The sequence below is a fragment of the Acinetobacter sp. genome (assembly GCF_036666595.1).
Classification (GTDB): domain Bacteria; phylum Pseudomonadota; class Gammaproteobacteria; order Pseudomonadales; family Moraxellaceae; genus Acinetobacter.
This window is the reverse complement of the sequence record NZ_JAVWVO010000008.1, coordinates 50,932-76,858: the sequence shown is the minus strand read 5'-3', so window position 1 is coordinate 76,858 and position 25,927 is coordinate 50,932. Positions and strand designations below refer to the sequence as shown.

Here is a 25,927-nt window from a genome sequence, read left to right as displayed (position 1 = left end):
CTGAATGAAGAAAATGATGAAGACCGTAGAATGGTGCATCCAAACGAAAATATCCTAAAATCATATTCTATTCAGCGATCAAAACTCTTGAACCCTATTCAACGCTCTAAATGAATTTTTTTCATTATTCTTGCGTAGACCTTGAATTATCTTCTTCTTAGATGAAAAAAATTGCATGGAAATCGAAATGGGGCCCAACAATATCTAGATCTAACTGATGCTGTTTAAAGAGCAAGCCAATCATTACTTCACTTTTTTGACTGAGTTGTCATCGGAATTAGAGAAGTTGAAATAATAAGAAGAAAAAGATGCTTATTTAATTTTAAATAGAATAATTTACGCAAAGTTTACGCCATCCGCATTTTTGAATATAGAGAATTTACGCCCTCAATTTCCATACTAACGCTGACCTATTTTAAATGGCTTTTGCTATGTGGGAATTTATTACTGTATTTGTCTTTTCATTGCTGTTGGCTTATCCGCTAGGTGCTTATCTTGCGGATGTGATGCAAGCCAAACCAATGAAGAGTGACCGCTTTTTTAAGTGGATTGAACAACCAATCTACGCTGTTCTAAATGTGAAGCAAGTGGGCATGAGCTGGCGGCAATATCTAGGTGCCTTTGTTCTGAGCAATGTTCTACTGCTTGGGGCGAGTGTCACTATTTTAATGACACAGGCATGGCTACCATTGAATCCTAATCATATTCCGAATATGAATTGGGACTTGGCTTTACATACCACCATTTCATTCCTGACCAATACCAACCAGCAGCATTACTCGGGGCAGTCTCAACTTTCTTATCTATCGCAAATGACCGTGATTGTGGGATTGCAATATTTGTCGCCAATTATGGGACTTGCCTTATTAGTCGCGATGTTAAGAGCGTTATTTTTACAATCTGCTCAACAACAAGACCTAGATCAAAACAAATGGAATCGTATTAATCTGGGTAATTACTGGATGGATATCATTCGACCACTATTTCGATTTTTCATTCCTTTGGGATTTATTTTTTCTTTACTGCTCACTTTTCAAGGTGTGCCAGCAACCTTATCTGCGGGGCCAACAGCGCAAGTTTTAGAGCAAAGCACAGAAGTCAAAACTCAACATATTCCACTCGGCCCAGTTGCACCGATGGTGGCGATTAAACAACTGGGTAGTAACGGTGGCGGTTGGTATGGCCCAAACAGTAGTGTGCCTTTAGAAAATCCCACACCATTGTCCAATGTGATTGAGATGATTGCGATTTTACTGATTCCACTTTCTGCGGTGTTTATGGTTGGGCGTTTTATTCAACGTAAAAAACTGATGTGGATGATTTTTGGCAGCATGTTGCTGATGTCTCTTTCTTCAACGCTATTGACCCTGTGGGCTGAAAAATCTTCGCTCACTCCAAATGTTGGATGGATGGAAGGTAAGGAAGTTCGCTTCGGTGTAGAAGCATCCGCACTATGGGGAAGTTTGACCACACAAGTGAATAACGGCTCTGTGAATATGATGCATGACTCTGCCTCACCACTGACGGGATTGGTTGAACTGTGCAATATGTTGATCAATGCCATTTGGGGTGGGATTGGCTGCGGTCTATTACAGTTCTTTATTTACCTATTTTTAGCGGTATTTATCGCAGGTTTGATGACAGGGCGTACCCCTGAATTATTTGGGCGAAAAGTTGAAGTCACTGAAATTAAGTTGTTAGCACTGGTGATTCTGTTACAGCCTGTGGTGATTCTTGGCTTGACGGCTATCGCCATTGCATTTCCATCGATTACGGGGAATTCCAATCCAGCGTTCCATGGGATTAGCCAAGTGTTTTATGAGTATGTCTCTGCCTACGCCAATAATGGTTCGGGTTTTGAAGGCTTAGGCGATAACACGGTATGGTGGAATCTGAGTGCGAGCGTGGCGTTATTAGCAGGGCGTTATAGCGTGCTGATCATTCCAGTCTTAATTGCAGTCAGTTTAGCAACCAAACCGCAAGCAGCCGAAAGCAAAGGTTCTTTACAGATCGAATCTCCAACCTTTGCCCTGACTTTAATCGGGATTGTGTTGATTCTGACCTTGTTGCAATTCATGCCAGTGTTGGTGATTGGGCCAATTGCTGACTATTTATCGATAAAAGTTTAAGCGTGGAGCAAGCACAATGAAACATTCAAATGCGACACAACAGATGGATATCTTGAATAAAGAAATTATTCAGCAAACTTTCCATAAATTGTTGCCTCAACACGCGTTTAAAAATCCAGTGATGGCATGTGTGTGGGTGGGAACAGTTTTAAGTCTTGTTGCCACTTTGATGGGAAATGCCAGTTTAGGTTTTGGTTTAGTCCTAAGCTTGATTTTATTGGTCACGGTCTTATTTGCCAATTATGCCGAGGCGGTTGCAGAAGCCAAAGGTCGGGGACAAGCTGCATCTTTACGTCAGGCGCGTGAAAACCTAACTGCAAATCGTATTCTCGATTTAAATGCCGTACCTACAGTGATTTCTGCAAATCTACTCAAAAAAGATGATCTTGTCATTGTCAAAGCAGGTGAAATTGTTCCTGCGGATGGTGAGATTATTCAAGGCTTTGCAACCATCAATGAATCAGCCGTTACAGGTGAATCTGCGCCTGTACTACGTGAAGCCAATACCGACCGTTCAGGGGTGATTGGTGGAACTAAGGTCTTGTCCGATGAAATTATTATTCGAGTTAGTAATGAGGCAGGGCATAGCTTTTTAGACCGTATGATTGCCTTGGTGGAAGGTGCCAATCGTCAGAAAACGCCGAATGAGATCGCACTCAGTATTTTACTGAATATCATGACCATCACCTTTATTGTGGTGGTGCTGACTTTACCTGTTATTGGTTCAATGGTCGGGATCAAAATCAGTATGGTTTTGCTGATTGCCCTATTGGTCTGTTTAATTCCAACCACGATTGGCGGCTTGCTGCCTGCGATTGGAATTGCGGGGATGAACCGTGCTTTAAAAGCCAATGTCTTAGCAAAATCAGGTAAAGCGGTTGAAGTTGCGGGTGATATTGATGTGTTGTTGTTGGATAAAACAGGCACGATCACCTATGGAGATCGCCAAGCCACTGCTTTTTATCCATTGGCAGGTGTGACACCAAGTGAGTTACGCCAAGCGGCAATGCTCACTTCTTTTGCTGATCCAACGCCTGAAGGGAAGTCGATCATCAGCCTTGGGAAAGAATTAGGTGAAAGTATCCAAGAGCCGAAAGATGCAGAGTTCATTCAGTTTAGTGCCTCAACACGTTTATCGGGTGTGGACTTGGCTACGGGACAAACGATTCGTAAAGGTGCTGTCGATGCCATTCTTAAATTTACCCATCAAGAAATCAAAGACAACATTGAGCTTAAAACTCGTGTAGAGCAAGTCGCTTCTAAAGGTGCAACACCACTTGTGGTGGCTTCAAATCACAGTATTTTAGGCGTGATTGAACTGTCTGATGTGATTAAGCAAGGCATTAAAGAACGCTTTGCGCTACTACGTGAGATGGGCATCAAAACCATTATGGTCACGGGAGACAATCCGTTGACTGCGGCTGCGATTGCTGCCGAAGCAGGGGTGGATGACTATATTGCAGAAGCGAGACCTGAGGACAAATTGGCGTGCATTCGTAATGAGCAAGCAGCAGGAAAATTGGTCGCAATGGTCGGTGATGGTACCAATGATGCACCTGCGTTGGCTCAAGCTGATATTGGTTTAGCCATGAATTCGGGTACCCAAGCAGCCAAAGAAGCAGGCAACATGGTGGACTTGGATTCTGATCCGACCAAATTGCTGGATGTGGTCGAAATTGGTAAGCAGCAATTGATTACTCGTGGCGCATTAACCACTTTTTCGTTGGCAAATGATGTCTCTAAGTACTTTGTGATTTTACCTGCCTTATTCGCCGTGGCGATTCCACAACTTGGGGTACTGAATATTTTGCAATTGAGTAGTCCAAGCAGTGCCGTGATTTCAGCCTTGATCTTTAATGCGCTGATTATTCCAATGTTGATTCCATTGGCATTAAGAGGGGTACAGTTTAAACCTGCCAGTGCATTGCAATTGTTACGCCGTAATATGTTGATCTATGGGGTAGGTGGGGTGATCTTTCCGTTTATCGCGATCAAGTTAATTGACCTTGTTGTGTCCTTGTGGATTTAGGAGTTGGAAATGAATACTTTATTGAGTCATGAGCAATTGAATCAACAGGACTTAGCATTATCTAGCCAAGGACATTCAGTCCTACGTCCGAGTCTTGGTTTGGTTGCAGTTGGTTTTTTCATTGCAGGTATGTTGTACGCTACAGCAAGTGTCTCGATTGCGCAGTTGATCTTTCCCAAACAAGCCAATGGTAGTGTCATTGAACTGAATGGTAAAATTATTGGTTCAAGTTTGGTAGGGCAAAACTTTGTTAGTGAACAATATTTTCATGGACGACCAAGTGCGGTAAGTTACAATGTCGATGGCATGGCAGGCAGTAATTTAGCAATCTCAAATCCTGATTTGCAAAAACAGATCAAGGAACGAACCGCACAGTTTGCGCAAAATAATCAGATGATTGAGCAACACGTGCCGAATGAGATGGTGACAGCATCCGGCAGTGGGATTGATCCTGATATTTCACCTGAGAGTGCATTATTGCAGGTGAAACGTGTGGCACAGCAACGCCATTTACCTGAGCAGCGAGTGCGTGATTTGGTACAACAACAAATCCAGCCTGCACAATTCGGCATCTATGGGCAAGCGCGGGTCAATGTGCTACAGCTAAATTTAGCCTTAGATCAATTGTCATCGACCACACGTTGATAGAGCGTAATTATGCAGATCGACCGTAATAACAAAGCAGATGCATGGTTGGCACATAGTCAACGTGAACAATCTGGACGTTTGACCATTTTCTTGGGTGCAGCACCTGGGGTAGGGAAAACCTATGCCATGCTGACCCGAGCGCATGAGTTGATGCAGCAAGGACAGCATGTGGTGGTCGGAGTGGTGGAAACTCACGGTCGATCTGACACCGAAGCTTTGATTCAAGGGCTCAATGTGATTCCAAGGAAGCCTGTGGAATATCAGGGGCGAATGTTGGACGAGATGGATCTCGACCAAATTCTTAAATTAAAGCCTCAAATTGTGCTTGTTGATGAACTTGCCCATCGCAATGTACCCAATAGTCGGCATGAATATCGTTGGCAAGATGTCAATGAGTTGTTGGATGCAGGCATTGATGTCTATAGCACCTTAAATATTCAGCATTTGGAAAGCCTCAATGATGTGGTTTTTCAAATTACGGGGATTCGGGTAACTGAAACCGTCCCCGATGCATTACTTAAACGTTTGAAAGATATTCGACTGGTTGATTTACCTGTTCCTGAATTATTAGAACGGATGAATCATGGCAAGATTTATTTCGCCGATGTTGCCCCCCATGCATTACAAGGTTTTTTTAAAGCTGCGAATTTGACAGCGTTACGTGATCTGGCAATTCAAGCTGTTGCAGGGCAGGTTGATATTGATTATCGGGAAAAATTTGTTGCGCAAGGGCAGATTATTCCGATTCAAAATCATGTGATGTTGGCGATAGATGGTTCTGAGTTTTCAGAAGATTTGGTACGCCGTGCCCATCGGATTGCGGAAAGGCGCAATGCAACGTGGAGCGTCATTTCGATTCAAAAAAGTAAGGTTGAAACGACCCAAGCCTTTGCAGTGACTAAAGCCTTTAATCTAGCACGTAAGCTTGGTGCAGATACCTATTTGCTGTATAGTAATCATATTGCATCGACCATTTTACAAGCGGCTTATGATTATGGTGCATCTAATATTTTACTCGGCAAAAGCCCTCAAAAATCGTTATGGCAGCGGCTATTCTCAGATCATATTGCCGATCAACTGTTAGAGAAACAGCATCCTTTTGAAATCACCTTTGTTCAGCCTTTAAAAGCCAAAAATAATGAAAAGCGTTTGCAGACAGATGTGGCTTATTCATCTTGGCTGGAACAAGGCTTGGCGTTTAATCAACGTGAAGTGTTTGAAAGTATTATCATTGTATTGCTAGGATTGATTGTGGCTGCAATCAGTGATCATTTTATTGGGTATAGTGATTTAGCCTTAATTTTTATTGTGACTGTATTATTGGTTGCGATACGCGCACGCATGTTGATTACGATTATCAGCGTATTCGTCTGTTTTTTACTCTATAACTACTTTTTTATCGAGCCTCGCTTTACCTTTATGATTAGTGCTGAACGTGGGGTGATTACCATTATCACGTTCATTGTCTCAGCTTTACTGGTCGGGCGTTTAGCCAACCAATTACGCGCTCAGGTGCTTAGCCTACGTGCTGCAAATTCAGTGTCGTTACAGTTACAGGAATTAGAGCGCAAGCTATCGACCTGTGTAGATATTGAACAGGTGTTAAATGTCGCCAAACAACATTTGGAGACTTCATTAAATGCCACGGTTTGGTTAAAAGTTGAAAATCAGTCTTTAGGTGATCCATCCGTCTTAAATGAAAAAGATCAAATTGCCGCAGATTGGACGCAGAAGAATGCGAAACCCTGTGGACGTTTTACCAATACGTTGACCAATTCTGATTGGTGGTTCATTCCGCTGAATTTAGTGAAAGAATATGGCGTGATTGCAATTCGCTTTCATCAAAATGCTCAAACCATTAGCTTTGAATTGCAGCGTTTAACTGAGTTGATGATTGAAGATATTGCGCAAACTGTTGCTCGGGTTCAACTCTCGTTACAGTTGGAAAACTCTCGTGTGGTGGCTGAAACGGAAAAGCTCCGCTCCGCCTTGCTGTCTTCGGTATCGCATGATTTACGTTCACCTTTAGCCGCGATGATTGGCTCGGCAGATACGCTCAAATATTATGGTGAACAGATGCCTGAAAGCGATCGCCATGAATTATTAGACACCATTCATATCGAGGGCGAACGATTGGATCGTTATATTCAAAACCTGTTGGACATGACGCGATTAGGTCATCAGGGTTTGACTTTGAGTCGTGCTTGGATCGGTGTGGATGAACTGATTGGCTCGGCAACTCAACGGCTTAAACGCTATCAGCCTGAGGTAAAAATTGAGGTTGCTTTGGCGGAAGAACTTCCTCAATTGTATGTGCATCCTGCTTTGATTGAACAAGCCATTTTTAATGTCTTAGAAAATGCCGCCAAGTTTTCACCAGATAATGTTCCGATTGAAATAAAGATTCAGCAACAGGAACAATTTCTGCAAATTGACATTATCGATCAGGGGATTGGCATTCCCGAAGATGAACGTGAGCAAATCTTTGATATGTTCTACACCATGCAGCGTGGTGATCGCGGGAAAACAGGAACAGGTTTAGGGTTGGCGATTGTCAAAGCCATTATTGGCGCTCATATGGGCAGTATCGAAGCTTTTGCTGGAACAGATGGTCAAGGCACTTTAATTCGCATACGATTACCGTTACAGCAGGACTAAAAACATTTTTATGCCACAAACAATCCATCCGAATGCATCAATTCTGATTATTGATGATGAGCCTCAAATTCGAAAATTTTTAGACATTGCTTTACGTGCGCAAGGTTATCAGGTGCATGTGGCTGAAAATGGCATGAAAGGCTTAGAAATTTTGGCAACACGAGGTGCAGATTTACTGATTTTAGATTTGGGTTTGCCAGATATGGAAGGACAGCAGGTGTTGACTGAGATGAGACAGTGGTCAGATATTCCTGTGATTGTGTTGTCTGCACGTCCTGATGAAAATCAAAAAATTAAATTGCTCGATGCAGGTGCGAATGATTATGTCACCAAACCGTTTAGCATTCAGGAATTATGTGCTCGTATTCGAGTGTTGTTTCGCAATAAACCACAACAGTCTGAACAGAATATTGTATTTAATGATGGTCAATTATCTGTGGATGTGGCTGAGCATGTGGTGACGTTTGCTCAGGAAGAAATTGTTCTCACCAAAAAAGAATTTCAACTGTTAGCACTCTTGATTCGCCATCAAGGTAAGATCGTCACACAAAAACAAATCATGACCGAGTTATGGGGCATTAGTCATGAAGAAGATACGCATTATCTTCGAATCTTGGTGAAAAAACTCCGAACTAAAATCGGAGACTCAGCGATGAACCCAAAGTATATTTTTACTATTGCAGGGGTCGGGTTGCGTTTTGACGCAGTAAACCGAACATAGTAAAAAGCTCAACTTTTTAATAATCGATTTTGGCTAACTTAGAATTTCAAAAGATGCCTAATTTTATTCGTAATCATAGGGTTACAAGCCAAAATTGCGATTAAGATAATAGATATACCGAGAATACTGAACATGTCAGGAATCTCATGCCAAAAAATAAAGCCCCAAATCCCTGCAAATACAATCGCAATATAATTCATCGGCCCAATTTGCCCAGCAGGGGCTAAACTATAGGCATAAGACATAAACAGCTGACTAATGTTGGCTAACAGCCCTGCGGTAATCAGTAGGGCCAATTCTTTGAGTGTGAAGATACGCCAGTGCCAAAACATTGGAATAGATGAAATGAGCGTGCCAAAAATACAAAAATAGAAAACGATCCGTTCAGGTGGCTCAGTACTGGTCAGTGCACGTACAGTGACAAAGGCCATTGCGGATAAGAAGCAAGCACCTAGGCCAATCACAGACAATGCATTAAACATCCCTTGATCGGGTTTTGCCACCAACAGTACCCCGACTAAACCGACAACCGCCGCGATAATCATGCCGAGACTTATTTTTTCTTTGAGAAAGAAGTAGGCAATCAGTGGAATAAAAATCGGGGAGGAGTAGCTAAACACCATTGCATTGGATAGTTTTAGATGTGCAATGGCATAGAAAAAACCATACATTGCAGCTAAACCGACGACACTGCGCCAAGTATGCATCCACAATTTATCGGTTTTAATAAAACTTAAACCCTGCTTAAACAGCATAGGAATAAAAATAAATAATCCGACAGCATTCCTAAAAAAGACCACTGTCGGATTATCTACCGTTTCAGATGCAAAACGAATGCAAACGCCCATAATCGAAAACAGCAAGGCTGAAGTCATTAAACAGAGCAGTGCTTTACTCACAGCCGTGGAGGGCGATGATGTGTTTTGCATCATAAGATTGTGTTTCCGAGTACATAAACAGGTAAATAGAAGAATCAGCCGATTCCTCTACTTAGCTTATAAAGTTTAGGTCACAGGGGCAGGGTTAAAGACTGCAAGTGAATTATGAATTCCCCAGTGATCTGACCAAGTTTTCTTTTCACCGCTTGCAACTTGTAAAATGAGTTCAAATAATTCCCAACCCACTTGTTCAATGCTGCGTTTACCAATCGCGATATCACCCGCGCTAATATCAATCAGGTCATACCAACGGTTGGCAATGGTGTTACGGCTCGCCATTTTAATGACAGGAACTGCAGCTAAACCGTAAGGTGTGCCACGACCTGTGGTAAAGACTTGTACAGTAATACCAGACGCCATTTGTTGTGTACCACAAATAAAGTCGCTAGATGGCGTTGCAGCAAAAATAAGCCCTTTCTTGGTTGGTTTTTGCCCCGGTGCCAAGACTTCAACAATTGCGGAACTGCCAGACTTAGCAATCGAGCCCATGGCTTTTTCCACAATATTGTTTAACCCCCCCTTTTTGTTACCTGGGGTGGTATTGGCACTGCGGTCTACTTTACCTGCGGCGAGGTAGTCATCATACCATTGCATTTCACGAATGAGGTCTTTTGCAACTTGCTCATTTTCAGCACGAGGCGTCAGTAAATGAATGCCATCACGGACTTCAGTGACTTCTGAGAACATCACGGTTCCGCCGCAACGGACAATAAGGTCAGAAGCAAAGCCTACAGTAGGGTTAGAGGTCACACCTGAAAAGGCATCACTGCCACCACATTGCATGCCCACCACCAAATGTGATGCAGATACTTCTTCACGTTGACGTTGATTGAGTTTTTCTAAATGGTGTTCCGCCACCGCCAAAATGTGGTCAACCATACTCTGAAAGCCATTATGACGTTCATCTTGCAGTTGAATGATATCTTGGTCTTCAACAGGAATGCGTTTGTTTTCAGCAGGAATATTCAGCAAGCGTTCAGGTTGCATTTTTTCACAGCCCAAGCTGACCACCATCACTTCGCCACCAAAGTTTGGATTCAGCGCTAAGTTATGAATGGTACGAATCGGCACAATCGCCGCAGGTGCATCAATTGCGACACCACAGCCATATAAGTGGTTGAGTCCGACAATACCATCGACATTTGGATATTTATGCAGTAATTCACGCTCTACGATTTTCACCACATGATCGACAATCCCTTCAACGCAGTTCACGCTGGTGGTAATTGCCAATAAGTTTTTGGTTCCAACAGAACCATCTTTGTTTTTATAACCTTTAAAAGTGTAACCAGTGAGTGGTTCAAGTACTGGTGCAGGACGAGTCGCAAGTTCTAAAGAGTCTAGAGTTGGTGCTTCAGGCATCAGTGTAACCGCTTCATTGACCCATGAGCCTGCATTTAACGCTTTATTTGCATATCCAATAATTTCACCGTAGCGCACAATCGGATCATTTTCTTTCAATGTTGTTAATAAGACTTTATGCCCTTGAGGGACAGCTTCAACCAAAGTGATGTCTTGTGCTTCAACATAAGTTCCTTGTGCAAGACCACCATCGTTCACCACGATCGCGACGTTGTCTTGCGGATTAATTTTGATGAGTAGTGGTCTTTGTTGCATGATCGTTCCTTGTATTTAGTGGCAAACAGAGCTAGCTAGAAGCTAGCCAGCTCTGGTAAAGCATGAAGCGGATGAATTAAGGTGCAGTGGTTTTCAGTTGGAAGCGTTCGATTTTGCCAACCATAAATAGATAACACAGCAGTGCAATCACGGCATGGATACCCACAAAGACTAAAGCATTATTGAATGAACCTGTTGAGCTGATGATGTAACCAATTACGATTGGAATCACAATGCCTGCGGTATTACCAAAGGTATTGAACAAACCGCCCGATAAACCGATCATTTCTTTTGGTGCAACATCAGACATCACCGCCCAACCTAAAGAACCAAAGCCTTTGCCGAAGAAAGCCAATGACATAAAGAAGATGATGGCAGTATGTGATTCCACATAGTTACAGATCACAATACTGGTTGATAAGAACAGACCTAAAATAATTGGCAGCTTACGTGCGAAAGTCACGGAATGATTCATTTTGATAAGACGGTCTGAAACCAAACCACCTAAAATGCCGCCAATAAAACCACACAGCGCAGGTGCAACCGCAGCGAAACCGGCCTGTAAAATAGTCATATGACGTTCTTTTACAAGGTACACAGGGAACCAAGTTAAGAAGAAATAGGTTAAGCAGTTAATACAATACTGCGCGATGAAAATCCCCAGTAACATACGCGAAGAAAGAAGCTGTTTAATATCGGCAAAAGAGGTCTTTTTCTTTTGCTGAGTATTATTTTTATCTTCCCCCATAAGGACTAAACCACCACCTTGTTTGATGTAGTCAAGTTCTGAAGGGTTGATACTTGGGTGATTCACTGGGCTATAAATTACTTTTAACCAAATAAACGATACAACAATACCAAGACCACCCATAATCCAGAAAATAGATTGCCAGTGCACTTGAGCAACCAGCCAACCCATAAATGGTGCAAAGATCACGGTTGCAAAATACTGTGCAGAGTTAAAAATGGCTGCTGCTGTACCGCGTTCTTTGGTGGGGAACCATGCCGCCACAATTTGGCTATTGCCTGGAAAAGCAGGGCTTTCAGATAAGCCAACAAGGAAACGCAATAAAAACAGGACACTAATAACAGCGCCAGTACTGCCGAAAATATCCGAAAAACCAATTAAAATCGTGAAGAACGACCATAAAAAAATACTGGCAAAATAAACTTTTCGCGCACCGTATTTATCGAGTAGCCAGCCTCCAGGAATTTGACCAATCACATAGGCCCATGCGAATGCAGAAAAAATATAGCCCATGGTCACAGAGTCAATTCCCAACTCTTGTGTCATTGGTGAAGCAGCCATAGAAAGGGTGGCACGATCACCGTAGTTTAATGAGGTGACAATAAAGATCATCGCTAAAATTAAGTAGCGGGTCTTGGTATGTTTGGCCGTTGCAACTGTAGCGGCGCTTTGCGTTTGTAAGTTTTCCATACACAAACTCTTCTATCCGTAACCTAATTTGTGCGCAATCAAATTAGAGTGACTTCATGTCTATTTAACGAAATAGGTATTTTTTCATCATGAGTAAATACCTATTTCTTCCAAAATGCTCAAAGCAGTCTTTAAAGATGTATGACATCTTATGATTATTTCTAAATTGTTTGCAATTTGTTTTTTTGAAGTCTTAGCGAATTTTTATTTAAAATATTGAATATTAAAGGTTTAAATAATTTAAGAGATATGATGACTAGCTCATTTTCCTAAGGGCGACTTATTTATACGCATAAAACATCATATTTTATTCTTTTTAAAAGCGGAACTAAATCAGCAATTAGTTGAAAAAGTATAGGATTTTCTGCCTATTATTTAACTCTCGAGCAATTTTTTGGGCTTTTTGAGAAAAAAGATTGGATATTGAAAATTTATGTTATAGGATGTCAGACAACTTGTAGATAACTATGGAGAGTTACAATGGAAGCAGTTGAGTTAAAGAGCATTATTTCTGATGGTTTACTTTCTTTTCCAGTAACTGACTTTGATCAGAATGGTGATTTTAATAAAGCGACTTATCAAAAGCGCTTAGAATGGTTAGCGCCATATGGTGCAAGTGCACTCTTTGCGGCGGGTGGTACAGGTGAGTTTTTCTCATTAACGGGTAATGAATATTCTGAAGTGATTAAGACTGCAGTTGATACCTGTAAAGGTAGCGTGCCAATTATTGCGGGTGCAGGTGGTCCAACACGTCAAGCGATTGCACAAGCTCAAGAAGCAGAACGTCTAGGTGCTCAAGGTATTCTTTTAATGCCACACTATTTAACGGAAGCGAGCCAAGAAGGTTTGATCGAACACGTTAAACAAGTATGTAACTCTGTAGACTTCGGTGTCATTTTCTATAACCGTAGTGTATCTCTTCTGACTCTTGATTCATTACAACAGCTAACCGCTGCTTGCCCGAACTTGATCGGCTTTAAAGATAGTTCTGGTCAAATCGACATGATGACAGGCATTACCCAAACTGTCGGTGACCGTTTATCTTACTTAGGTGGTTTACCAACAGCTGAAGTATTTGCAGCTCCATACAAAGCACTTGGTTGCCCAGTGTATTCATCTGCAGTGTTTAACTTCATTCCAAAAACTGCCATGGAGTTCTACCACGCAATTCGTGCTAACGATACAGCAACGACTGATCGTTTAATCAAGGATTTCTTCTTGCCGTTAATCCAAATCCGTGACCGTAAAGCGGGTTATGGCGTAAGTATGATTAAAGCGGGTGCGAAGATTGTGGGTTATGATGCGGGTCCTGTTCGTCCACCATTAAGTGATTTAACTCCGAAAGACTTCGAAGATTTGGCTGCATTAATTGCAACTTTAGGTCCGCAATAAGTTTAGAAATTTAGGCATTGGAGTTTATTCATGGCATTGAATATAGGTAAGCAATTTATCAAGGGTCAGCGTGTAGCAGTACATGCAGCTGCACTTGAAAGTATTAATGCAACAGACTATCAACCTACGGGCTACCTTTTTAGTCAAGCGAGTATTGAAGAAGTTGATGCTGCAGCTCAAGCCGCAGAAGCCGCTTTTGTGTTGTACAGCCAAACTTCGCAAGAACAACGTGCCGGTTTCTTAGATGAAATTGCCGTTGAAATTGAAGCTTTAGGTGCATCACTACAAGAGGTTGCATCTTTAGAAACGGGCCTCCCTTTAGCACGTTTGCAAGGTGAAACAGGGCGTATTACAGGTCAGTTGCGTTTATTTGCTCAGTTGTTACGTCGTGGCGATTTCTATGGCGCACGTATTGATCCTGCATTGCCAGAGCGTAAGCCAATGCCTCGCGTAGACCTTCGCCAATGCAAAGTGGCTATAGGCCCTGTTGCCGTGTTTGGTGCAAGTAACTTCCCATTGGCGTTTTCTACTGCTGGCGGTGACACGGTTGCTGCTTTGGCAGCAGGCTGTTCGGTGGTATTTAAAGCACACTCAGGGCATATGGCAACGGCTGAATTGGTGGCTGAAGCCATTGAAAAAGCCGTCGTAAAATGTGGCATGCCAGCTGGTACCTTCAATATGATCTTTGGTGGACGTATTGGTGCGGATTTGGTGGCACATCCATTGATTCAAGCTGTGGGTTTTACTGGCTCTCTTGAAGGTGGTATGGCGCTGTACAATATTGCGCAAAACCGTCCACAACCGATTCCTGTATTTGCAGAAATGTCGAGTGTGAATCCATTGGTGGTGATGCCTCAGGCATTAGCTGCTCGTGGTGCGCAAATTGCACAAGAGACAGTGGCATCATTCAACATGGGCTGCGGTCAATTCTGTACCAAACCCGGTTTGATTTTAGGCGTGAAAAGCCCTGAATTTGATCGCTTTGTTGAAGGTTTGGTGGCTCATACCGAGCAAGCCGTTCCACAAGTGATGTTAAATCCGGGGACGTTGAAAAGCTATCAACAGGGTATAGCTGCTCTCAATGCAGAGGCGGGTTTTGAGCAAATTGCTCAGGGTCAAGCAGCGACGCTGGTTTCTCAAGCATCGGCGTATTTGTTCCAAGCTGACCAAAGCCTCTTGCTTTCGGGTAATGCTCAATTACAACACGAAGTGTTTGGTCCAATGTCGATTGTGATTGCAGTGGATGATGAAGCCACTTTATTGCAAGGCATTCATCAACTTGCAGGTCAGTTGACAGCCACCATCATTGGTGAAGAGGCTGAATTGGCGACGGCACAAGCATTATTAACATTGTTCACGCGTAAAGCAGGGCGTGTGTTATTTAATGGCTTCCCAACGGGGGTTGAAGTGTGTGATGCCATGGTGCATGGTGGTCCATTCCCAGCAACCAGCGATGCACGTGGAACTTCTGTAGGTACAGGGGCAATTGAACGTTTTATGCGTCCAGTGTGTTATCAAAATACCCCACAAGTTCTGTTGCCAGATGCACTTAAAAATGAAAACCCTTTGCAGATTAACCGCTTGATTAATGGTGAGTTGACCAAAGCAGCACTATAAGTCAATCTAATTTTTTCTGAGCCACGCTGTGCTTCGTCATCGCGTGGCTTTCTTAAGGATGGTAGGGTATGGAAAGTTTTAACTGTAGTAATGCCAAAGCGCTATTGTCTATGATTATGGATAAAGCAGTCGCGGGTGATCCCGTCGAAATCACCAGAAAAGGCCGAGAATCTGCGGTGATGATCAGCAAGGCCTCCTATGAGGCTTATAAAAAAGCAGAATTTGAGGCGAAATTTCCAAAACAGCCCGAATCTCGCTGAAGGTTTCGGGCTTCAATATCTAGTGTACGAGCATGTCAGGCGTGTATTTCCTTTTTTGAATAAACAGTGTTAGTTTGAATGACACGATCAGACTGATATGATGTATCCCCACTCCCGATAACAACTGAAGTCCAAACAACTTACTATAGGACTATTGGGTAGGGTTATAGTAAACTAAGTCTCTAATTTTCCAATATTTGGTGAGTCTCTTTCATTATGTCTAGTGCGATTAAATCTAGATCAACAAAAAAATTAAGCCAAATCATCGTCGCGCAATTGATTGAAAAAATTCAATCAGGAGACTTTACGGTTGGAGAAAAAATTCCGACAGAACTTGAACTGATTGAACAGTTTGAAGTGAGTCGTTCGGTTATTCGAGAGGCTATTACCGAATTACGTTCTCTCGGTTATGTCGAGACCCGCCATGGCATTGGTACTTTTGTCAAAGAACATTCCATCGAACAAAATTTTTTACTTTCGAATGCTAGTTTAGAAACCATCAATGACATTGTGGCATTACTGGAATTGCGGATCAGTTTAGAATCAGAAGCCGTATTTTTGGCATCTGAACGTCGTAAACAAGTACATATTGATCAGATGAAAGCGGCATTAAATGATTTTGAAGTGCATATTTCATCGGGTGAAAATGATGGCACCGTCAAAGCCGATTATGACTTTCATATTGCGATTGCAGAGGCCTCTGCCAACCAATATTTTGTGGACTTTTTGAAGTACTTGGGTGAGAAAATTATCCCGCGTGCACGGGTGAAGTCGATTGAACAAAGTCCAGAAAATCGTGAAGAATATTTAAAAGCGGTACATCATGACCATGTTAATATTTTCAATGCGATTGTGGATCAAGATGGACTTTTGGCGCGTCAAATGATGCGTGCTCATCTCTCAAAAAGCATTAAAAAGTTTAAGCAATAATTTTAGGCCTTAACGACCGTTAAAGTTCTGATATAAAAAAGCAGCATGACTTAATTCGAGTCTGCTGCTTTTTTATTGATGCAAAGTCTATTGAAGCATGATGTATTTAAACAATATTTTGTTCTACACCTTGCATATTTTGATTGATATTACTTTGTAAAATATCAAATAAACGTTGCTGTGCTTCATCCGTTCCCCAAGCAATATGTCCTGTAATCATGACATTTGCATGCTGGCGTTGTAGTTGGAGTAGCGGATGGTCATCGGCAGGCGGTTCCTGATTTAATACGTCAGCACCAAAGCCTGCAATTTTTTTGCTTTCAATTGCTGCAATCAGGTCGGCATCATGCACTAAGCCACCACGTCCAACATTAATCAGAATACTTTTTTCTTTCATGTGTTCAAAGACTGAAGCATCGATCATGTGTTGGGTTTCAGCATTTAACTCACAGTGCAAAGACAGAATGTCTGCTTGCTCAACTGCTTGTTCAAAAGGGACATAACCGTCACGGCAGACAGGTGCATTTTTACGCTCACTAAAGATCACGTTCATGCCAAAGGCTTGCGCCTTTTGTGCAAGTGATAAACCAATTTCACCTTTGCCAACAATGGTCAGTGTTTTATTTTTGAGTTCACCCATTGGAGCAGCTAAAAAGAATGAGCTGTTGCCCGTTGACCACAATCCTTGTTTAACACCATCAACCTGTTGAGGAAAATTTTTAATTAAATTAATCATTAAGGTAAACGCATGTTCGGCAACGGCATCGCCTGCATAGCCACGGATATTACAGACTTGAACGCCATGTTGTTTGAGCAGAGGCAGATTGACGTGGTTAAAGCCAGTTGAGCAGAGTGCGAGGAGCTTTAGATTGGGGTTGTTGGCTAAAACTTGTTCATTCACATTTAAATCACTAATGATAATGACGTCTTGATCATGGACTTGTGTTTGAAATTGCTCTTGATCGAGTTGCTGGAATTCGCTGTATTGCACAGGAAAATCGAATTGAAATGCTTGATCAATTAAGACATATTTTTCGGCACAGGTTACTTTGAGAGTCGACATAAGGAAGTATTCAACATAAAAATTGATATAAGACATCATATGTCATCTAAGTGCTGATTTCTATATCACATCATCATACGCAGGGCAGTTGCGCATTGTTCAATTCATATTTTGATTTCAATTCGGTGAGTTTCTAGGAAGGAGATGCATCTGATACTGCTCTAATCAAGGTACTCATCACGAAAAAATACCAAGAAATAGATGCACATTTCTTGGTATTTATCTTCGCTACATGAATGGTCTTGAATATGAAGCTAAACATCAAAAGCATGAACAACTCAGCTCAAACAAGTCCAGTTTCTAGTTAAGGATTTAAATGCTCTAAGGTTGAAATAAAGTCCGTAAATTTCTCACCTTGAATTACCACATGCGCTTTCAGCAAAGCCTCAGCTTCTTGTTCATCACCTGCAAAAATGGCCTCTAAAATTGCGCTATGTTCTGAAAATGAATGATTCATTCGATGGTTAACGCGGAGTTGTAGGCGACGGTACGGGTGTAAACGTTTGTGCAAGGTACACGCTTGTTCAATTAAAAAGGCATTATGACTGGCTTGATAAATGGCAAAGTGAAATAAACGGTTGGCTTCATAATAATTTTCTGAGTCGTTCTGATTTAAATAGTCCTGACATAACTGATGTAAGCGCTGTAATTCTTGCTTTTCTTCAGGTTGAATGCGCCGTGCTGCCAGTCGTCCACACATGGCTTCTAATTCAGCCATCACCTCGAACATTTCACAAAGGGTGAGTGAGTTAATAGCTGGAATAATTGCACCACGACGCGGGCGAATTTCAACCAAGCCTTCAGCGGCCAATAGCTTTAATGCCTCACGAATCGGGGTGCGTGAAGCACCATAGCGTTCGCAAAGCTCTTGTTCATCTAGCTTAGTCCCAGGCAGGAAAAAACCATAAATAATATCATCCTCTAACTTTTTACTAATTTGAATAGAAAGAGGAAGTTCCGCAATTGAAGTCATACATCACCAAAAATTGTATACAATTTATGTTTATTTGAGTACAAAACATTGTACACTGGATACAGATAAGCTATAACTATAGCAAATTATAAGTCAGATTATTAGAAGCGCTGCATGATCCAGGGAGGATTCAGCAATGATTATTTACGGAACAGCCATATTGGCAATCTGCCATTTACTTGGTGTTTATCTAGGCAATGTTCTCGGAGTTGCACTCGGTGTCCAAGCCAATGTAGGTGGTGTGGCTATCGCCATGATTTTATTAATTCTATCGAAGGAACTGTTAGCTAAACGCGGGCACTTACCGCAAGTGACTCAATTTGGTGTGTTGTACTGGTCAGGTATGTATATCCCAATTGTCGTTGCAATGTCGGCAGGCCAAAACGTCGTTGCTGCTATGTCAGGCGGGATGTTGGGTCTGATTGTTTCGGTTGCGTCTTTGATTGGTACCGTCTTGGTGATTCGTTGGTTAAATAAATCCAGTGGCGACTATGAAAGCTATGAATGGGCTGTAGAGCCAACTGAAAAAGCTGCTTAAGGACAAGGGTGTTGTCTTAACACGAAATAACAATCAGTTGTACGGTTACAAGGAAGAAACGCAATGGAAGAAATAATTACGGTTTTTACCAAAAATGCCCTCGTCGCGGCGCTCGCAGTGACTGGGTTGATGATGTATGTATCGCATCTTTTATCGAAATATCTTACCAAAGGGAAGTTACAAAGCTCAGCCATTGCCATCACTATGGGCCTAGTCTTGGCTTATTTCGCAGGGATTTATACTCAAGGTGAAAAGGGCATTTCAGATATCGCCATTTTCTCAGGTTTTGCTTTACTCGGTGGTGCCATGATTCGTGACTTGGCCATTGCATCAACGGCGTTTGAAGTCGACGTCAAAGAAGTGAAAAAAGCAGGAAAGGTGGGCTTGATCGCGCTTGCACTTGGCTGCGTGATTCCATTTTTGATTGGTGCAATGGTCGCGTGGTTGATGGGTTATAAAGATCCCGTTTCGATGACCACGATTGGCGCAGGTGCGATGACCTACATCGTTGGACCAGTAACGGGTTCAGCCATTGGTGCAAGCTCAGAAGTGATTGCATTATCGATTGCAATTGGTCTGATTAAAGCGGTGTTTTTCATGGTGGGTACGCCATTGTTCGCAAAATTTATGTATCTCAAAAGTCCACGTTCTGCCATGGTTTTTGGTGGAATGGCGGGGACGACCAGTGGTACAGCAGCAGGTTTAGCAGGAACTGATGTGCGTTTAGTACCCTATGGTGCATTGGTCGCAACCTTCTATACCGGTCTTGGTTGTTTACTTGGACCCTCTGTATTTTTTCTCACAATTAATGCCATCTTCGGCTAAGCACAGCATAAAGGTGACCCCCATGAACCAAATGGTTAAGACGCGCTTATGGGATAAGCAGCGCACCCGTAGACAAGAAAAGTTGAATCTTGCCAAAGAAAAAGGCTTTGAAAAACAAGTTGAGCATACTCGGGTGATTGAACTTTTGGAAACGGTAATTTCCAGTGGTGATCGCGTTTGTTTAGAAGGTAATAACCAAAAGCAGGCCGACTTTTTGTCAAAGAGTTTAAGTCAGTGTAATCCAGAGGTGGTTCATGACTTACATATCGTGCAGTCAGTATTGGCTTTACCGAGTCATATTGATGTCTTTGAAAAAGGCATTGCTTCTAAGGTCGATTTTTCCTTTGCAGGCCCACAAAGTTTACGTCTAGCACAATTGGTTCAGCAGCAAAAAATCAGTATTGGTTCGATCCATACTTACCTCGAGCTGTATGGGCGATACTTTATTGATCTGACGCCAAATGTCTGCCTGATTACGGCACATGCGGCTGACCGTGAGGGCAACCTTTATACAGGTGCGAATACGGAAGATACGCCCGCGATTATTGAAGCGACAGCATTTAAAAGCGGCATTGTGATTGCGCAGGTTAATGAAATTGTCGATAAGTTACCGCGTGTCGATGTACCTGCGGATTGGGTCGATTTTTATATCGAAAGTCCCAAGCACAACTATATAGAACCTTTGTTTACCCGTGATCCCGCACAAATTACTGAAGTGCAAATTTTAATGGCGATGATGGTGATTAAAGGGATCTATGCACCATATCAAATTCAACGTTTAAATCATGGTATTGGCTTTGATACCGCGGCAATTGAATTGTTACTACCTACGTATGGGGCATCCTTAGGACTAAAGGGGCAGATCTGTACCAATTGGGCTTTGAATCCGCACCCGACTTTAATTCCTGCGATTGAAAGTGGATTTGTCGAATCGATTCATAGCTTCGGTTCTGAAGTGGGGATGGAGGACTATATTAAAGAACGTCCAGATGTGTTCTTTACGGGGAGTGACGGCAGCATGCGTTCCAATCGTGCCTTTAGCCAAACCGCAGGTTTATATGCCTGCGATCTCTTCATTGGTTCGACTTTACAGATTGATTTACAAGGCAACAGTTCAACTGCAACTGTAGACCGTATTTCTGGTTTTGGCGGAGCGCCGAATATGGGTTCTGACCCGCATGGACGCCGTCATGCCAGTTATGCCTATACCAAAGCAGGGCGCGAAGCAGTCGACGGTAAACTGATTAAAGGTCGTAAACTGGTAGTGCAACTGGTCGAAACGTACCGTGAACATATGCATCCTGTTTTTGTTGAAGAGTTAGATGCGTGGCAGTTGCAGGACAAAATGGAGAGTGAACTCCCGCCCATCATGATTTATGGCGAAGATGTAACCCATATTGTGACGGAAGAAGGTATTGCCAACTTACTGTTATGTCGTACTCCAGAAGAACGTGAACAAGCCATTCGTGGTGTGGCTGGTTATACCCCAGTGGGGATGCAGCGTGATGAGGCCAAAGTGGAAGAGTTACGCCAGCGCGGCATTATTCAACGCCCAGAAGATTTGGGTATCGATCCAACACAGGTCAGTCGTGATTTGTTGGCGGCAAAATCGGTGAAAGATTTAGTTAAATGGTCGGGTGGTTTATATAGTCCCCCAAGTCGTTTTAGAAATTGGTGATCGACATGGAAAAGTTAAAATTTGAATTGCAATCAGCACCGCTGAGCGCTGAACAAGCGGCGGTCATTTGTGGTGTGGTCGGTTCTGGAAATTTAGAAGTATTGGTTTCACAGCATGATCAGGCTGATATTTGTCAGATTGAAGTCACGACATCAGCCGTCGGTTTTCAACATGTTTGGCAGTCTGTACTGAACGAGTTTGCACAACGTCATGCGGTAGCAGGGCTTAAATTTCAGTTAAATGATATGGGCGCGACCCCAGCGGTGGTGAATCTACGCTTAAGCCAAGCAATATCTATGTTTAAGGGAGTATAGAACATGGATCAAGTGATGCTCAAAAATAGTTTTTATGAAAAAACCGCACGTGCGCGTATTCAAGCGGTCGCCGATGCTCAGAGTTTTCATGAAATCTTAAAGCCAACTGAGGTTGAAGTCAGCCCGCATCTCTCTGCTTTGGATATTCCAGGAAGTTTTGATGATGGCGTGATTATTGGTACAGCGCGTTTAAACGGAACACCTGTACATATCATGGCCCAAGAAGGTCAATTCATGGGTGGGGCTGTGGGTGAAATCCACGGGGCGAAAATTGTCGGTCTTTTAAATAAAGCCATTCAAGATCAAGCGCAAGCGGTACTGTTTTTTGTTGACTCAGGTGGTGTGCGTTTACATGAAGCCAATGCCGGTCTCATCGCCATTTCCGAAATTATGCGTGCCATGTTGCAGGTAAGAAATGCGGGTATTCCCATTATTACCGTGATTGGCGGCACCTGTGGCGCTTTCGGTGGGATGGGCATCAGTGCGTGTTTAAGTAGTGCCATCATCATGACGGAAGAAGGGCGTTTGGCACTGTCTGGGCCAGAAGTGATTGAAACAGTGAAAGGCGTCGAAGAGTTTGACTCGAAAGACCGTGCTTTAGTGTGGCGCGTGACTGGCGGTAAACATCGTTATTTACTGAGCCATGTACAGGCTTTGGTTGAGGATGATATTGCCGATATTCGTGATGCGATTTTAACGCAGCTAGATGCTACGGCAGCTCCTTTAGAGTTAGAACAATTATTGCAACAGCAGCAACAGCTTGAGCAGCAGTACCAACGCTGGTTTGGTAAAAATGATGGTTTACAGATTTGGCATGACATGGGAATTTCACAGCCAGAAAAAATTCCAATGTTGTCTGCCCATGAAGTTGTGTTGTTAAAGCAAGGATGAGCTCATGAATACAGAATTACTTTTACAACAGTTGTTTCCGCGTCAACTGGATTATCAGATCGAAGGTTATGTGATTAAGGGCGATGCGCAGACGGACGCAGGTCCAGTACGGATTTTGGGTACAGTTAATGCAGCACCCATCAATCAAGACATTGCCATTCAATTATCCTCAGAAATTTTGAAATTGGTACAACAAGGCAATAAAACTCCCGTGGTCTTTATTGTGGATACGCAAGGCCAAGATCTTTCCCGTGCGGATGAGTTATTGTGCTTAAACCGTACCTTCGCGCATTTGGCATCTTGTGTTGATCTATTGCGTAGAAGTGGGCATGCCAACCTCGCGATTATTTTCGGTCAAGCGGTCAGTGGCGGCTTTCTCTCTTATGGCCTAATGGCAAACGAAGTTTATGCACTCAGTGATTCGCAAGTGAAAGTCATGGACTTAAACGCGATGGCACGGGTTACTAAAATTCCAGTCGAAAAGTTAAAAGAACTTTCCCAAAGCTCAGCTATTTTTGCCCCAGGGGCAGAAAACTTTTACAAAATGGGCGCAATCAATGCCATTTGGCCAGATTTGGAGACCGACTGGGTCAGCCAAGCACTGTTAAATCAACAACAACATCTTGAAGCTTATCGGACAGATCAACGCCGTGTGGTGGGGCAGCAGCGTCAAGGGCGTGTGTTGTGTAATAAGATCATCGAGAAAGTTGTCCACAGTTAAGGAAGCAGATATGGATCGTCATGACTTAGCTTATCTTCGTGATTCAGTAACCTTACATTTTTTAGATGTTTCTTTACCAGAAACGGTGAAACAAAAGGTGTATCAGTTGTTGAACCAACATATTCCAATGACCGTTTGTCGGCAGGAAGATGTGGATGTGGGACAAGTGAAGCTGGCGATCAACTGCTTGCTTGAGGGCTATAAATATCGTGTGGCGTGCTTAGTAGAGAAACACGAGATCGAACAGATCACTCGACCGCTTTCTCTACAGGCTTTGTTAGAAGCTGACTCGCAGCTCCTACAACCTAAAGTGTGGAGTGATTTTGCAGACAACTTAGAACAATTGGGCTGCAAAGTGTATGTCTATGGCTCCTATGCCTACCAGTCTCTTACGCAGGAGGCTTATGTCAGACCGACTTCAGACTTAGATCTGTTGTTGTATCCACAGCATCAACATGATGTACCAGAAATTTTACAGTTCATTCAACAAGTCCAAGCCCAGAGTTCTATCCGGTTAGATGGCGAGATTCAAATCCATCCAGACTGGCATGTGTCATTTAATGAACTAATTGCGGTTTTTCCTGAAATGAAACAGCAAGTGATCGTCAAAGGAATTCAGCGTGTTGAGATGCTGAGATTAGAACAATTATTCGAAGGGAAACTGGAATATGCAGATGCTACAACCACATGAAGTTTTATGTCCAAGCATTATCACTACTGCTGAAACTTTAGACCGTTTGGCATGTATGGCGTTATTGGATGAAGCCAGTTTAGAACATAAGCCCGGTTTGGTTTGTCCAAGTTCGCAGGGCAGTCATTATGACATGGACTTTAGCTTGTTCCAATGTAGTGTGGATGCTTTACAGGGCTATTTTCAGGCACAATGTTTGAATGGCTATCGTGATGTCGATTTTGAAGAGATTCGACAGTGTGGCATTTTAGCTGAGCAAAAAATGATGATTGCAACTCAGCAGATCAATACCCATAAAGGGGCGATTTTTAATTTAGGTTTTGCCAGTGCAGCAGTCGGGCAATGTCTAGCAGATAATAGTCCCTTGAATGCAGGCTCGATCAGTCAAAAAATTCAAAGCACTTGGCAGGATGAGCTGTTACATCATTTAGAGCGAAATCCCAACAGTCATGGGCAAAGTATGCGTAGTCAATATGGCATCACAGGGGCGATTGAAGAAGTGGCCTCAGGTTTTAAAACGGTGATGGATGTTGCCTTGCCAACGTATATCGACATTTATACCAAAACGGCCAATGCACAGCGGGCTGCAATTCAGACCTTATTCAGTCTTATGGCTTATGTACAAGATACCAATATTGTTTGGCGCGGTGGTTTATCCGCCTTGTATATTGTGCAGGATCTAGCTAAGCAGTTTTTGGGCCGTGGTGGTGTGTTACAACACAATTGGATGCAAGATGTGGCTAAAGTGGAAGATTATTTCGTTCAGCATCGCTTAAGTCCGGGAGGCAGTGCCGATTTATTGGGAGTGACTTTATTCATGCTGAAGGTGGAACATGAATTTCGCAATCATATTTAGTGGGCAAGGGCTCCAAAGCTTAGCGCATGTTCAAGAGCTGCTCACTCTGGCAGATGAGCTTCATGTATCACATATTTTAAAGCAGCATTTGCCGCAACTCTTTTGTTCAGATTTAACCGAAGCGGATCTGTATCCGAATGAGTTCGCGCAGCCTTTTATTTTTGCTTTGCAATGGTGTCGTTGGCAAAAATTAAAACCTGAGATTGAAGACCTTATGAGCTTCTCAGGTTATTCACTCGGCGAGTTAAGTGCACTCATTTGCGCAACGCAAACTGGTTTGGAGCAAGGCCTGTATTTAGCCCAGCAGCGTGCCTCGTTGATGTCTTCAGCCACTCAACACGCAAGTGGCTTAATGGCCGTTCAGGGTATCAATCTCAATACGCTTGAAGCGTTGTTGACTGAAACCTCAACTGCACTTTCCATCAAACTGAGTGATAGTAGTTTTGTCGTGGGTGGGGCCGATGCTAATTTACAGCAGCTTGCTCAGCAACTTGAATTGCGAGGAACACGTTTTGTTAAACGATTGAATGTTACTATTGCATCGCATACCGTATGTATGGATGCTGCGGTTCAGCCGTATCGGCAAGTTTTACAGCAGCAAGACTTTGTTGGTTTATGCACGGCTATGATTAGCGGTTCGGGCGGACATAAGTTTTTTAAGACTACAGATGCAGTGAATGCGTTGATTCACCAAATGAATCATGCGATTGATTGGGATGCTTGCTTAAGTGCTATACAAGAAAATCAGCCTGATGTTGTCTTAGAAATTGGGCCGGGCAATGCCTTAAGTAAAATGCTATTAGAGCGCAATCCAAATTGTATCGTACGTGCGGTGGATGATTTTAAAAGTTGGTCTGGGTTGCAGGCATGGTTAGAAAAAGTGCATGTAGAATAATGATGGTATTATAAAAATTAAAAATAATAGACGAATAGGTATTCAATAATTTTGAAGATAGATGCAATACAATATTTTAGATCGAGAGTATTTAAGTAACATTTT

General features: G+C 42.7%; 23 protein-coding genes. 18 read left to right on the top strand and 5 right to left on the bottom strand.

Features of this window, described 5'->3' with window-relative positions:
* Positions 1 to 431: 431 nt before the first annotated feature.
* The 5 genes from kdpA to RR876_RS11410 are packed head-to-tail and all read left to right on the top strand — an operon-like array spanning position 432 to position 8,185.
* Positions 432 to 2,129, top strand: a complete 1,698-nt coding sequence (gene kdpA, locus RR876_RS11430) for a potassium-transporting ATPase subunit KdpA (protein ID WP_332478030.1) — start codon at positions 432 to 434, stop codon at positions 2,127 to 2,129.
* Between the two features lie 16 nt (positions 2,130 to 2,145).
* Positions 2,146 to 4,158, top strand: a complete 2,013-nt coding sequence (kdpB, locus tag RR876_RS11425; protein WP_332478029.1) for a potassium-transporting ATPase subunit KdpB — start codon at positions 2,146 to 2,148, stop codon at positions 4,156 to 4,158.
* A gap of 9 nt (positions 4,159 to 4,167) precedes the next feature.
* Positions 4,168 to 4,803, top strand: a complete 636-nt coding sequence (gene kdpC, locus RR876_RS11420) for a potassium-transporting ATPase subunit KdpC (RefSeq protein ID WP_332478028.1) — start codon at positions 4,168 to 4,170, stop codon at positions 4,801 to 4,803.
* Between the two features lie 12 nt (positions 4,804 to 4,815).
* On the top strand, positions 4,816 to 7,464 hold the full coding sequence (locus tag RR876_RS11415; RefSeq protein ID WP_332481916.1) for a sensor histidine kinase KdpD: 2,649 nt from the start codon (positions 4,816 to 4,818) through the stop codon (positions 7,462 to 7,464).
* Positions 7,465 to 7,474: 10 nt separating this feature from the next.
* Positions 7,475 to 8,185 (top strand): response regulator transcription factor, encoded by a 711-nt coding sequence (locus RR876_RS11410; RefSeq protein WP_332478026.1) that lies wholly within the window; start codon positions 7,475 to 7,477, stop codon positions 8,183 to 8,185.
* Positions 8,186 to 8,223: 38 nt separating this feature from the next.
* Here the strand turns inward: RR876_RS11410 and RR876_RS11405 are convergent, their stop codons facing one another.
* The 3 genes from RR876_RS11405 to RR876_RS11395 all read right to left on the bottom strand — a co-directional run bounded on the left by RR876_RS11405 (position 8,224) and on the right by RR876_RS11395 (position 12,178).
* Positions 8,224 to 9,114: a DMT family transporter gene (locus RR876_RS11405; protein WP_332478061.1), complete on the bottom strand. Its 891-nt coding sequence runs from the start codon at positions 9,112 to 9,114 to the stop codon at positions 8,224 to 8,226.
* 75 nt (positions 9,115 to 9,189) lie between these two features.
* On the bottom strand, positions 9,190 to 10,740 hold the full coding sequence (gene garD, locus RR876_RS11400; RefSeq protein WP_332478025.1) for a galactarate dehydratase: 1,551 nt from the start codon (positions 10,738 to 10,740) through the stop codon (positions 9,190 to 9,192).
* A 76-nt stretch (positions 10,741 to 10,816) separates the two neighbouring features.
* On the bottom strand, positions 10,817 to 12,178 hold the full coding sequence (locus RR876_RS11395; protein WP_062035299.1) for an MFS transporter: 1,362 nt from the start codon (positions 12,176 to 12,178) through the stop codon (positions 10,817 to 10,819).
* Between the two features lie 480 nt (positions 12,179 to 12,658).
* Between RR876_RS11395 and kdgD the strand changes: the two genes are divergently transcribed.
* The 4 genes from kdgD (at position 12,659) to RR876_RS11375 (ending at position 16,377) form a co-directional block, all read left to right on the top strand.
* Complete coding sequence (gene kdgD / locus RR876_RS11390) at positions 12,659 to 13,570, top strand: 5-dehydro-4-deoxyglucarate dehydratase (protein ID WP_004981518.1); 912 nt, start codon at positions 12,659 to 12,661, stop codon at positions 13,568 to 13,570.
* A 30-nt stretch (positions 13,571 to 13,600) separates the two neighbouring features.
* The gene (locus RR876_RS11385) at positions 13,601 to 15,187 is read left to right on the top strand and encodes an aldehyde dehydrogenase (NADP(+)) (protein WP_332478024.1); all 1,587 of its coding nucleotides are present in this window, start codon (positions 13,601 to 13,603) and stop codon (positions 15,185 to 15,187) included.
* Positions 15,188 to 15,255: 68 nt separating this feature from the next.
* The gene (locus tag RR876_RS11380) at positions 15,256 to 15,447 is read left to right on the top strand and encodes a type II toxin-antitoxin system prevent-host-death family antitoxin (protein WP_332478023.1); all 192 of its coding nucleotides are present in this window, start codon (positions 15,256 to 15,258) and stop codon (positions 15,445 to 15,447) included.
* Between the two features lie 216 nt (positions 15,448 to 15,663).
* Entirely contained in the window at positions 15,664 to 16,377 is a 714-nt protein-coding gene (locus RR876_RS11375; protein WP_332478022.1) for a FadR/GntR family transcriptional regulator, read from the top strand.
* Positions 16,378 to 16,483: 106 nt separating this feature from the next.
* On the opposite strand, the gene RR876_RS11370 is transcribed toward RR876_RS11375, so the two are convergent.
* Positions 16,484 to 17,440 (bottom strand): NAD(P)-dependent oxidoreductase, encoded by a 957-nt coding sequence (locus RR876_RS11370; protein WP_332478021.1) that lies wholly within the window; start codon positions 17,438 to 17,440, stop codon positions 16,484 to 16,486.
* Positions 17,441 to 17,744: 304 nt separating this feature from the next.
* Complete coding sequence (locus RR876_RS11365) at positions 17,745 to 18,413, bottom strand: GntR family transcriptional regulator (RefSeq protein ID WP_168158473.1); 669 nt, start codon at positions 18,411 to 18,413, stop codon at positions 17,745 to 17,747.
* Positions 18,414 to 18,549: 136 nt separating this feature from the next.
* Here RR876_RS11365 and madL point away from each other — a divergent pair, with 136 nt between their 5' ends.
* The 9 genes from madL (at position 18,550) to RR876_RS11320 (ending at position 25,822) form a co-directional block, all read left to right on the top strand.
* Positions 18,550 to 18,951, top strand: coding sequence for a malonate transporter subunit MadL (madL, locus tag RR876_RS11360; protein WP_332478020.1), 402 nt, complete (start codon positions 18,550 to 18,552; stop codon positions 18,949 to 18,951).
* Between the two features lie 63 nt (positions 18,952 to 19,014).
* On the top strand, positions 19,015 to 19,776 hold the full coding sequence (gene madM, locus RR876_RS11355) for a malonate transporter subunit MadM (protein ID WP_168158472.1): 762 nt from the start codon (positions 19,015 to 19,017) through the stop codon (positions 19,774 to 19,776).
* Positions 19,777 to 19,798: 22 nt separating this feature from the next.
* Positions 19,799 to 21,454: a malonate decarboxylase subunit alpha gene (gene mdcA / locus RR876_RS11350; protein ID WP_332478019.1), complete on the top strand. Its 1,656-nt coding sequence runs from the start codon at positions 19,799 to 19,801 to the stop codon at positions 21,452 to 21,454.
* Positions 21,455 to 21,459: 5 nt separating this feature from the next.
* The gene (gene mdcC / locus RR876_RS11345) at positions 21,460 to 21,768 is read left to right on the top strand and encodes a malonate decarboxylase acyl carrier protein (RefSeq protein WP_016166424.1); all 309 of its coding nucleotides are present in this window, start codon (positions 21,460 to 21,462) and stop codon (positions 21,766 to 21,768) included.
* 3 nt (positions 21,769 to 21,771) lie between these two features.
* Complete coding sequence (locus RR876_RS11340) at positions 21,772 to 22,659, top strand: biotin-independent malonate decarboxylase subunit beta (RefSeq protein WP_332478018.1); 888 nt, start codon at positions 21,772 to 21,774, stop codon at positions 22,657 to 22,659.
* A 4-nt stretch (positions 22,660 to 22,663) separates the two neighbouring features.
* A complete protein-coding gene (gene mdcE, locus RR876_RS11335) occupies positions 22,664 to 23,380 on the top strand; it encodes a biotin-independent malonate decarboxylase subunit gamma (protein WP_332478017.1) in 717 nt (238 codons plus the stop codon).
* A gap of 10 nt (positions 23,381 to 23,390) precedes the next feature.
* Complete coding sequence (mdcG, locus tag RR876_RS11330; RefSeq protein WP_332478016.1) at positions 23,391 to 24,071, top strand: malonate decarboxylase holo-[acyl-carrier-protein] synthase; 681 nt, start codon at positions 23,391 to 23,393, stop codon at positions 24,069 to 24,071.
* On the top strand, positions 24,049 to 24,927 hold the full coding sequence (gene mdcB, locus RR876_RS11325; RefSeq protein WP_332478015.1) for a triphosphoribosyl-dephospho-CoA synthase MdcB: 879 nt from the start codon (positions 24,049 to 24,051) through the stop codon (positions 24,925 to 24,927). The genes mdcG and mdcB overlap by 23 nt, the downstream gene beginning before the upstream one ends.
* A complete protein-coding gene (locus RR876_RS11320) occupies positions 24,905 to 25,822 on the top strand; it encodes an acyltransferase domain-containing protein (RefSeq protein ID WP_332478014.1) in 918 nt (305 codons plus the stop codon). The genes mdcB and RR876_RS11320 overlap by 23 nt, the downstream gene beginning before the upstream one ends.
* Positions 25,823 to 25,927 lie beyond the last annotated feature (105 nt).

Coding starts and splice junctions, on each gene's coding strand:
- kdpA (WP_332478030.1), top strand. CDS start 432: ATGTGGGAATTTATTACTGTATTTGTCTTTTCATTGCTGTTGGCTTAT.
- kdpB (WP_332478029.1), top strand. CDS start 2,146: ATGAAACATTCAAATGCGACACAACAGATGGATATCTTGAATAAAGAA.
- kdpC (WP_332478028.1), top strand. CDS start 4,168: ATGAATACTTTATTGAGTCATGAGCAATTGAATCAACAGGACTTAGCA.
- RR876_RS11415 (WP_332481916.1), top strand. CDS start 4,816: ATGCAGATCGACCGTAATAACAAAGCAGATGCATGGTTGGCACATAGT.
- RR876_RS11410 (WP_332478026.1), top strand. CDS start 7,475: ATGCCACAAACAATCCATCCGAATGCATCAATTCTGATTATTGATGAT.
- RR876_RS11405 (WP_332478061.1), bottom strand. CDS start 9,114: ATGCAAAACACATCATCGCCCTCCACGGCTGTGAGTAAAGCACTGCTC.
- garD (WP_332478025.1), bottom strand. CDS start 10,740: ATGCAACAAAGACCACTACTCATCAAAATTAATCCGCAAGACAACGTC.
- RR876_RS11395 (WP_062035299.1), bottom strand. CDS start 12,178: ATGGAAAACTTACAAACGCAAAGCGCCGCTACAGTTGCAACGGCCAAA.
- kdgD (WP_004981518.1), top strand. CDS start 12,659: ATGGAAGCAGTTGAGTTAAAGAGCATTATTTCTGATGGTTTACTTTCT.
- RR876_RS11385 (WP_332478024.1), top strand. CDS start 13,601: ATGGCATTGAATATAGGTAAGCAATTTATCAAGGGTCAGCGTGTAGCA.
- RR876_RS11380 (WP_332478023.1), top strand. CDS start 15,256: ATGGAAAGTTTTAACTGTAGTAATGCCAAAGCGCTATTGTCTATGATT.
- RR876_RS11375 (WP_332478022.1), top strand. CDS start 15,664: ATGTCTAGTGCGATTAAATCTAGATCAACAAAAAAATTAAGCCAAATC.
- RR876_RS11370 (WP_332478021.1), bottom strand. CDS start 17,440: ATGTCGACTCTCAAAGTAACCTGTGCCGAAAAATATGTCTTAATTGAT.
- RR876_RS11365 (WP_168158473.1), bottom strand. CDS start 18,413: ATGACTTCAATTGCGGAACTTCCTCTTTCTATTCAAATTAGTAAAAAG.
- madL (WP_332478020.1), top strand. CDS start 18,550: ATGATTATTTACGGAACAGCCATATTGGCAATCTGCCATTTACTTGGT.
- madM (WP_168158472.1), top strand. CDS start 19,015: ATGGAAGAAATAATTACGGTTTTTACCAAAAATGCCCTCGTCGCGGCG.
- mdcA (WP_332478019.1), top strand. CDS start 19,799: ATGAACCAAATGGTTAAGACGCGCTTATGGGATAAGCAGCGCACCCGT.
- mdcC (WP_016166424.1), top strand. CDS start 21,460: ATGGAAAAGTTAAAATTTGAATTGCAATCAGCACCGCTGAGCGCTGAA.
- RR876_RS11340 (WP_332478018.1), top strand. CDS start 21,772: ATGGATCAAGTGATGCTCAAAAATAGTTTTTATGAAAAAACCGCACGT.
- mdcE (WP_332478017.1), top strand. CDS start 22,664: ATGAATACAGAATTACTTTTACAACAGTTGTTTCCGCGTCAACTGGAT.
- mdcG (WP_332478016.1), top strand. CDS start 23,391: ATGGATCGTCATGACTTAGCTTATCTTCGTGATTCAGTAACCTTACAT.
- mdcB (WP_332478015.1), top strand. CDS start 24,049: ATGCAGATGCTACAACCACATGAAGTTTTATGTCCAAGCATTATCACT.
- RR876_RS11320 (WP_332478014.1), top strand. CDS start 24,905: ATGAATTTCGCAATCATATTTAGTGGGCAAGGGCTCCAAAGCTTAGCG.